7 protein-coding genes are annotated in these 6,638 nt (G+C 71.0%); 4 read left to right on the top strand and 3 right to left on the bottom strand.

The window, feature by feature from the left end:
* The 3 genes from purL to purS all read right to left on the bottom strand — a co-directional run.
* Positions 1 to 1,172: phosphoribosylformylglycinamidine synthase subunit PurL (gene purL, locus ACF08D_RS29835; protein ID WP_392227070.1), on the bottom strand; the 1,172-nt coding region annotated here is incomplete at its 3' end.
* Positions 1,172 to 1,852: a phosphoribosylformylglycinamidine synthase subunit PurQ gene (gene purQ / locus ACF08D_RS29830; protein WP_392227068.1), complete on the bottom strand. Its 681-nt coding sequence runs from the start codon at positions 1,850 to 1,852 to the stop codon at positions 1,172 to 1,174. The genes purL and purQ, both read right to left, overlap by 1 nt.
* Positions 1,849 to 2,094, bottom strand: coding sequence for a phosphoribosylformylglycinamidine synthase subunit PurS (gene purS / locus ACF08D_RS29825; RefSeq protein WP_073756364.1), 246 nt, complete (start codon positions 2,092 to 2,094; stop codon positions 1,849 to 1,851). Before purS ends, purQ begins: the two co-directional genes overlap by 4 nt.
* A gap of 235 nt (positions 2,095 to 2,329) precedes the next feature.
* Between purS and ACF08D_RS29820 the strand changes: the two genes are divergently transcribed.
* The 4 genes from ACF08D_RS29820 to purF are packed head-to-tail and all read left to right on the top strand — an operon-like array spanning position 2,330 to position 6,625.
* A complete protein-coding gene (locus ACF08D_RS29820; RefSeq protein ID WP_392227066.1) occupies positions 2,330 to 3,736 on the top strand; it encodes a flavin-containing monooxygenase in 1,407 nt (468 codons plus the stop codon).
* The gene (locus tag ACF08D_RS29815; protein WP_392227064.1) at positions 3,733 to 4,611 is read left to right on the top strand and encodes a hypothetical protein; all 879 of its coding nucleotides are present in this window, start codon (positions 3,733 to 3,735) and stop codon (positions 4,609 to 4,611) included. The genes ACF08D_RS29820 and ACF08D_RS29815 overlap by 4 nt, the downstream gene beginning before the upstream one ends.
* Complete coding sequence (locus ACF08D_RS29810) at positions 4,608 to 5,138, top strand: hypothetical protein (protein WP_392227062.1); 531 nt, start codon at positions 4,608 to 4,610, stop codon at positions 5,136 to 5,138. Before ACF08D_RS29815 ends, ACF08D_RS29810 begins: the two co-directional genes overlap by 4 nt.
* The gene (gene purF / locus ACF08D_RS29805; protein ID WP_392227060.1) at positions 5,135 to 6,625 is read left to right on the top strand and encodes an amidophosphoribosyltransferase; all 1,491 of its coding nucleotides are present in this window, start codon (positions 5,135 to 5,137) and stop codon (positions 6,623 to 6,625) included. Before ACF08D_RS29810 ends, purF begins: the two co-directional genes overlap by 4 nt.
* The last annotated feature ends 13 nt before the right edge of the window (positions 6,626 to 6,638 follow it).

The following is a 6,638-nucleotide window of genomic DNA, read 5'->3' as shown; positions in this document are numbered from 1 at the left end:
GCGTAGGGGCGGTGGTAGGTCGGGCCCTCGTGGGCGACCGTGCCCGGGGGCACGTCCACGATCTGCTCGCCGTGCCAGAAGATCTCCAGCCGCTCGCCGTCGGTCACTTCACCGATGACGGTGGCGATGACGTCCCACTTCTCGCAGATCTCCATGAAGCGGTCGACGTGCTGCGGCTCCACGATCGCGCACATCCGCTCCTGCGACTCGCTCATGAGGATCTCCTCCGGCGAGAGCGAGGCGTCGCGCAGCGGCACCGTGTCCAGCTCGACGCGCATACCACCGGTACCGGCCGAAGCCAGCTCCGAAGTGGCACACGACAGGCCCGCGCCACCGAGGTCCTGGATGCCCGCGACCAGCTTCTCCGCGAAGATCTCCAGGGTGCACTCGATCAGGAGCTTCTCCTGGAACGGGTCACCGACCTGCACCGCCGGGCGCTTGGTGGGCTTGGTGTCATCAAAGGTCTCCGACGCGAGGACCGAGACGCCGCCGATGCCGTCGCCACCCGTGCGGGCGCCGTACAGAATGACCTTATTGCCCGGGCCGGACGCCTTCGCGAGGTGGATGTCCTCGTGGCGCATCACACCGATGCACCCGGCGTTGACCAGCGGATTGCCCTGATAGCACTCATCGAAGACCACCTCGCCACCGATGTTCGGCAGGCCCAGGCAGTTGCCGTACCCGCCGATGCCCGCCACCACACCCGGCAGGACGCGCTTGGTGTCGGGGTGGTCGGCCGCACCGAACCGCAGCGGGTCGACGACCGCGACCGGGCGGGCACCCATGGCGAGGATGTCGCGGACGATGCCACCGACACCGGTCGCCGCGCCCTGGTAGGGCTCGATGTACGAAGGGTGGTTGTGCGACTCGACCTTGAAAGTCACCGCGTACCCCTGGCCGACGTCGACGACGCCCGCGTTCTCACCGATCCCCACCAACAGGGCATCGTTCTCGGGGGCCTTCTCACCGAACTGCTTCAGATGCACCTTGCTGCTCTTGTACGAGCAGTGCTCCGACCACATCACCGAGTACATGGCCAGCTCGGCACCCGTGGGACGGCGGCCCAGGATCTCCCGGATGCGCGCGTACTCGTCCTTCTTCAGGCCGAGCTCGGCCCACGGCTGCTCGACGTCGGGGGTCTCGGTGGCGTGCTTGACGGTGTCCAGAGTCATCAGGCGTTGACCAGCTTCTTGAGAATCGACGTGAAGAAACCCAGGCCGTCCGTCTTGCCCGTACCGACCAGCGGCTCGACCGCGTGCTCGGGGTGCGGCATCAGGCCGACGACATTGCCCGCGGCGTTGGTGATGCCGGCGATGTCGCGCAACGAGCCGTTGGGGTTGAAGGCGCCGTACCGGAACACGACACGGCCCTCGGCCTCGAGCTCGTCCAGCGTGCGCTCGTCGGCGACGTAACGGCCGTCGATGTTCTTCAACGGGATGTGGATCTCCTGGCCGTCCGTGTAGTCGGAGGTCCAGGCGGTCTGCGCGTTCTCCACCCGCAGCTTCTGGTCGCGGCAGATGAAGTGCAGGTGGTTGTTGCGCAGCATCGCACCCGGCAGCAGGTGCGACTCGGTCAGCACCTGGAAGCCGTTGCAGATGCCCAGGACCGGCATCCCGGCCTTCGCCTGCTCAATGACCGTCTCCATCACCGGCGAGAACCGCGAGATCGCGCCGGCCCGCAGGTAGTCGCCGTAGGAGAACCCGCCCGGCAGCACGACCGCGTCGACCTGCTTGAGGTCCCTGTCGCGGTGCCAGAGCGATACGGGCTCCGCGCCCGCGAGCCGGACCGCGCGCAGCGCGTCCCGGTCGTCGAGCGTCCCGGGGAAGGTGACGACCCCGATCCGAGCGGTCACGACTCCACCTTCACGACGAAGTCCTCGATGACGGTGTTGGCGAGGAACGTCTCGGCCATCTCATGGATACGGGCAAGGGCGGCATCGTCCACCGGCCCCTCCACATCGAGCTCGAAACGCTTTCCCTGACGGACGTCGGCGATCCCCTCGAAACCGAGGCGGGGCAGTGCGCGCTGCACCGCCTGGCCCTGCGGGTCGAGGATCTCCGGCTTGAGCATGACGTCGACCACGACGCGTGCCACTGGCACTCCTAACGCGAGAGTCTTCAGCAGGTTCATTCGGAAGAGGAAAAGTGATGCAATTCACTCTTCACCGAAGCCTGGACGTAGCCATTAGGCGGAGGCCGGCGCCGGGAAGTCAAGCTTCTGTCGGGTACTCGCCCGTCGCTTCAAAGTCTTTGAAAGTCACTGGAGTCGGACCGGAGCCGTGCGGCACGCTTCATGCATCCGACGTCGCACGGTGTGCGTGGCGTAGGTCATGAACTCAATGGGGGAATTGACGCACATGGCAGAACCACAGAACGATTCGCGTCCGGTCGCAGTGATCGGAGCAGGGCCTTCCGGTCTGGCCTCACTCAAGAGCCTCACCGATCTCGGCATTTCCTGCGTGGCCTACGAGTCCCACTCCGGTGTCGGCGGCATCTGGGACATCGGCAACGCGCGAAGCTCGGTGTACCAGAACACGCACACCATCACGTCCCGCGAGGTGACCGGGTACGCGGACCTCCCGATGGACCGGGCGCTCCCGGCGTATCCGCGCCACGATCAGGTGCTCGGGTACCTCCGCCAGTACGCGGAGCGGTTCGACCTGCTGAAGCTGATCCGGTTCGACTCCGACGTCACCGGCGTCGAGCGGCTCACCGACGGCTGGCGGGTCACGACCGCCGACGGCGAGGAGCACGAGCACAGCGCACTGATCATCGCCAACGGGCACAACTGGCACCCCTATCTCCCCGCCTTCTCCGGGAAGTTCGACGGGGAGCTGCTGCACAGCCGCGACTACACCAACGCGGCGGCGCTCACCGGCAAGCGCGTCCTGGTCGTCGGCGCCGGCAACTCCGGCTGCGACATCGCCGTCGAGGCCGCCGGGGTCGCGGACCACGTCGCCATCAGCATGCGCCGCGGCTACCACTTCTTCCCCAAGTTCATCTTCGGGAAGCCGGCGGACCAGGTCTCCGAGTCGAGCCAGCACCTGCGCCTGCCGCCGCCGGTGGCGCGCGCGGCGTACCGCACCATGCTCAAGCTGAGCATCGGGCGCCCGGAGCAGTTCGGGCTGCCGAAGCCCGACCACGAGCCGCTGGAATCGCCGCCCATCGTCAACTCGCTGCTGCCGTACTACTGCGCGCACGGCCGGGTGAAGGTCCGCAAGGCGCCCGTGCGTTTCGACGGGAAGTTCGTCGAATTCTCCGACGGAACCTTGGAGGAATACGACACCGTCATTCTCGCCACCGGTTTCCGGATTCACATTCCGTTCGTCGGCGAGGAACACCTCGACTGGGTCAAGGGGCGTCCCGACTTCTACCTCCTGGCCTTCTCGCCGCGCTACGACGACCTGTTCATCGCCGGTATGACCGACGGTACGGGCGGCCATTTCCCCACCGTGGAACTCCAGTCGCGCGTGATCGCCGGATATCTCGCGGCGCGCAGGCGGGACCCCGAGGCGGCCCGCCGGTTCGACGACCTGAAGCGCAGCCGGAGCGTCGACATCACCGGCGGCATCAACTTCCTCGACTCCCGGCGCAACCTCACCCAGTTCGAACTCACCACGTATCTGCGCATCCTGCGCGACCACCTGGCGGTGCTGGGTGGCCAGGACACCACGTACGCACGGCGGCCCTCGCTGCTCCAGCAGGCGGCCGGGCTCCTCCAGGGAGGTCGCAAGTGAACACCGTCGGTGCGGCGCTGCTGAGCGACGTGCAGAAGGAGGTCCTCGACGAGGTCCTCGTGGGCGTCCCCTACAACAGCGCCTCCCAGTTCCACGAGTACTTCGGCACCAAGGCCGCCCCGCCGCGCTTCGGCCTGTCCTGCGCCTGGCAGTCCTTCACGGCCGGACGCATGGTCGCTGAGCGCTCCGGCATCACCGCCGAGTACCTGATCGACGGTCGCCACGTGGCCGCCGTCTACCGCACGCAGGACGGCCTGGCCATCCTCGACCCGTACCTGCTGCACGGCGAACCGCTGCGGCTCGACCGGGGCGCCGCCGTCGACGGCAGCGTACGGACGACGGTCGACGCCTACCCCTTCCGCGTGAAGGCGGACGGCAGCCCCGCGCCGAGCCGGGTGCGGGCCACCTGGAACCTGGCCGACGACTCCATCCGCCTCGACTACCTGCGGTACAGCCCGACCCGCGGCCACAACACGGCCTCCCGGTCCTTCCTGCTGCGCCCCGAGTCCCGGCTCGACACGGTGCCGCCGGCGGCCGACTTCGTACGGCGGCTGCTGGTCCACCCGGAGCAGCACAGCGTCTCCGTCCGGGTCCTGCACCCGGTCACCCGCGGGATGGCCGAGCTGATCCTGCCGCTGGCGGGACGCCCCGCGGGCATCGCCGAGGACAGCGCCCTGATGCTCACCAAGGACAACCAGGGCGCCGTCGCCACCCATGGCGACGCCCGCTTCCAGCGCGACCTGGAGGTCGTCGCGGACGCCGTCGCGGCCTCCACCGACGACGTGACCGCCTTCCTGCTGGAGGCGGCGGCCATCCACCGCGCCGCCGCCCCCGCCGGGCTCGACCTGGCCCCGTACTCCCTGGAGGACGAGTGACCGCCCTCGAAGCGCCGGGCGCGCCCCCGCTGACCCGCTCGTACTTCCTCGCGGGCACCATGCAGGGCGCCCGCACCGGATCGGACCTCGTCGACCAGACCTACCGCGAGCGGCTGACCGCGGCCCTGCTGGCCCGCCGGCCCGGCGCCGTCGTCAACGACCCGGGTGTGGTGATGGCCGAGTGGCTGGCCGCCCACCCCGGCGCCCGCCCCGCCCACGCGGCGCTCGCGGACCGCGCGGTGCTGCACCACGACCGGCTCGCCCCCGAACTGCGCGAGCTGACCGCGCTGTTCCACCGGCTCACCGAGCTGGCCGCCGCCAGCGACGTGTGCGTGGCGTGGCTGCCGGGCCACGAGCCCAGCATGGGCACCGCGGCCGAGATGCTGTCGGCCCACCGCGCCGGGCGCACGGTCGTCTCGATCACCGACATGCGCCAGAACCTGGCGGTGCTCTCCTGCTCGACGGTGATCCTGCCGGACCTGGACGCCTTCACCGACTGGCTCGACGCGGGCGGGGACACGTCGTGACCGGCGACCCCATGGACGCGGACAAGCCCAGGGAGGCCTGCGGTGTCGCGGGCGTCTGGGGCCCCGCGGGCCACCACGCCGCCGTGGTGCGGGAGATGCTCGTCGCGCTCCAGCACCGCGGGCAGGAGAGCGCGGGCATCGCCGTCGGCACCGGGGACGCCCTGGTCGCCCGGCACGGCGCCGGGACCGTCGCCGAGGCCCTGCCGGACCTCGACGGGCTGCCCCTCGGCCCGGTGGCGGTCGGCCACGTCCGGTACGCCACCCACGGCACCCGCGACGCGCTGGCCGGGGCGCAGCCGGTCGTGCTCGGCCGGCCGCCGCTGGCCCTCGCCCACAACGGCACGCTCGTCGACCCGCACACCGCGCCGGGGGCCGACGCCGTCGACCCGGGGGAGTGGTTCACCGACAGCGAGCTGCTGACCCGCCTGCTGCAGGCCGCCCGCACGGAGAAGGGGCTCGACACCGTGGCCGCGCTCCACGCGGTGCTCCCCGGGCTGAAGGGCGCCTACGCCCTGGTGGTGTCCGACGGGCACCGGCTGTACGGCGTCCGCGACCCGCACGGCTTCCGGCCGCTCGCGGTGGGCCGGCGGGGCGACACCTGGGTGCTGGCCTCGGAGACCGCCGCGATCACCGCCGTCGGCGGCGACGTGGTGCGCGAACTGGAGCCCGGCGAGGTGCTGTCGATCGGCCCGCACGGCACGGCGAGCAGCCGGCTCGAGGTGCCCGACGCCAAGACCGCCGCCTGCCTCTTCGAGTACGTGTATTTTGCCCGCGCCGACTCCCACCTGTCCGGGCGCAGCGTCTACCAGGCGCGCTTCCGGGCCGGCCAGGCGCTCGCGGACCACGCCCCGGTGGACGGCGAGCCGCGGCCGGTGGTCGTCGCCACCCCGGAGACCGCGCGCGTCGCGGCCGACGGGTACGCCGAGCGCGCCGGACTCACCGTTGTCCAGGGGCTGTTACGGCCCGGCCAGGGCGGGCGCAGCTTCATCGCCCGCGACCAGGAGGCCCGCCACCACGCGGTGCGCCGCAAGCTCAGCCCCGTCCCGGCGGCGGTCGCCGGCCGCCGGGTGGTCCTGGTGGACGACTCGCTGGTCCGCGGCACCACCATGCGCACCGTGGCGCGGATGCTCCGCGACGCCGGGGCGCTGGAGGTCCACCTGCGCGTCGCCTCCCCGCCGTACCGCTGGCCCTGCTTCTACGGCATCGACACCGGGCGCCCCGAGGAGCTGCTCGCCGCCCGGCTGTCGATGACGGAGCTGGCCGGCCAACTGGACTGCGACAGCGTGGCGTTCCTGTCGCTGGACCGGCTGCTCGAGGCCGCCGGCGGCGACCGCTCCGGCTACTGCACCGCCTGCCTGACCGGCCGCTACCCGACCGCCACCCCCGCGGGGGCCTTCCCCGCGCCGGCCTGCGCCACCGGGCCGGGAGCCGCCGCGCCGGGCGCCGGCACCACCACCGCCCTTGCATCCCAAGGCACCGCCGAATGAGGAGAACCCCAGC

Origin of the sequence: Streptomyces sp. NPDC015131 (assembly GCF_043079975.1) — a bacterium.
Lineage (GTDB): Bacteria > Actinomycetota > Actinomycetes > Streptomycetales > Streptomycetaceae > Streptomyces.
This window is presented reverse-complemented; position numbering and strand designations above follow the sequence as displayed.

Bases quoted from the DNA above. Each gene is read 5' to 3' on its own strand.
- ACF08D_RS29820 (WP_392227066.1), top strand. From the start codon at position 2,330: ATGAACTCAATGGGGGAATTGACGCACATGGCAGAACCACAGAACGAT.